General features: G+C 63.0%; 3 protein-coding genes. 2 read left to right on the forward strand and 1 reads right to left on the reverse strand.

Features of this window, described 5'->3' with window-relative positions; genetic code table 11:
• Nucleotides 1-254 (forward strand): helix-turn-helix domain-containing protein (locus tag ACYVDE_RS22615; RefSeq protein ID WP_460503795.1); only part of this gene is annotated, 254 nt, incomplete at its 5' end.
• Nucleotides 255-336: 82 nt separating this feature from the next.
• Here ACYVDE_RS22615 and ACYVDE_RS22620 read toward each other — a convergent pair.
• A complete protein-coding gene (locus ACYVDE_RS22620; RefSeq protein ID WP_460503796.1) occupies nucleotides 337-843 on the reverse strand; it encodes a KdsC family phosphatase in 507 nt (168 codons plus the stop codon).
• A 322-nt stretch (nucleotides 844-1165) separates the two neighbouring features.
• On the opposite strand from ACYVDE_RS22620, the gene ACYVDE_RS22625 reads away from it, so the two are divergent.
• Nucleotides 1166-1480, forward strand: a 315-nt coding sequence (locus tag ACYVDE_RS22625) for a Cif family virulence factor (protein ID WP_460503797.1), incomplete at its 3' end; no start/stop codon positions are given.

Below are 1480 nucleotides of genomic sequence, written 5' to 3' on the forward strand. Positions count from 1 at the left end.
TGCTGGCGCGCCTCTACGCGGGCAGCCCGGCCCAGGGCGACGTGGCCCGCGCCGCTCTGGGCCTGAGCAAGCGTGAAATGGAGGTGCTGGCCCTGGTGGCCGACGGCCTCACTAATGCCGAAATCGCCGAGCGCCTCTTCACCAGCAAGCGCACGGTCGAAACCCATCGGCAAAACATCATGGACAAGACCCAAACCCGCAACACGGCCGCCCTCATCAAGCTGGCCGCCCGCCAGGGACTGTTGCCCGAATAGGGCCCTTTGAATAAACGCAAGGCGGAAAAATTGTCAGGCGGGCTAATGCCCGGTATGACGATTTTTCCGCCTTGCAATTTTTTTAGGCGTTGTTGCTTTGCGCCGTAATAATAAATTCGGCCAGCTCGCGGAAGCAGCCGTGGCCGCCGGGCGTCTGGCAATGGAAATCGGCCACGGCGCGGGCGAAGGAGGTGGCGTCGCCGGGGCAGGCGGCAAAGCCCACCATGCCCAGAATCTCCACGTCGTTGGTGTCGTCGCCGATGAAGGCAATTTCCTCAGCGGCCAGGCCGGTGCGGGCCATAATCTCGCGCAGGCAGGCCGGCTTGTCCTTGATGCCGAGGTGCAGCTCCTCAATTTTGAGCTTGGCGGCGCGGGTGCGCACCGAGGGCGAAATTTCCCCCGTCATAATCCCGCTGCTAATGCCCTGCGCCCGCAGGCGCTCCACGCCCATGCCGTCGCGGATGCTGAAGCGCTTCATCTCCTCGCCGCGCTCGGAGTAGTACACGCCGCCGTCGGTGAGTACGCCGTCGCAATCGGTGAGGACGAGGCGAATGCGGCGGGCGCGGGCGGTGAGGTCGGCTAGGTTCATGGGGGATGGCAATGAGGGGGTGGCGTCGATAAAGAATGCGCGCAAAAGTAGGCGCCGCCCGGCAGTGCGGCGGCAACACGAACCGTGGGCGGCTGCCATTCGCCGGCCAAAACGGAACTTTTAGGGGGTAAGAAAAGTATAATTATCCCGAAGTGACTACCTTAGTACTATCCATTCGTTGATTTTGCATCTTATGAAGACAAAGTTTACTCTTGCCTCGTTGGCTACGCTTCTGCTTGCGGGTGCGGTTTCGGCTCAAACGCCCCGCCAGGCTGTATTGGCGGCCGAGTCTTCTTTTGCCGAGCAGGCAACGAAGAATGGGATGAAAACAGCATTTCTGGCCAATGCCGCCCCCACGGCTCTGGTGGTCGAAAATGGTAAGCTGGTGGAAGCATCGGCCGCCTGGAACGCCCGCCCGGTGAAGCCCAACACCCGCCTGACCTGGTACCCGCTGCTGGCCGACGTGGCCCAGACCGGCGACCTGGCCTACACCACCGGCCCTTGGACGATGCTGCAAAACGACCGCGCCCAGGCCGCCGGCGAGTACGTGACGCTGTGGCGCAAGCAGCCCGACGGCCAGTGGAAATACGCCCTGAACATGAGCATCGAGCGCATCGGGGTGGCCCCGGGCGCGCCG

This window comes from Hymenobacter agri, assembly GCF_054778495.1.

What these genes read in the sequence shown, in the direction of transcription:
- ACYVDE_RS22620 (WP_460503796.1), bottom strand. Translation starts at nt 843, where the DNA reads ATGAACCTAGCCGACCTCACCGCCCGCGCCCGCCGCATTCGCCTCGTC.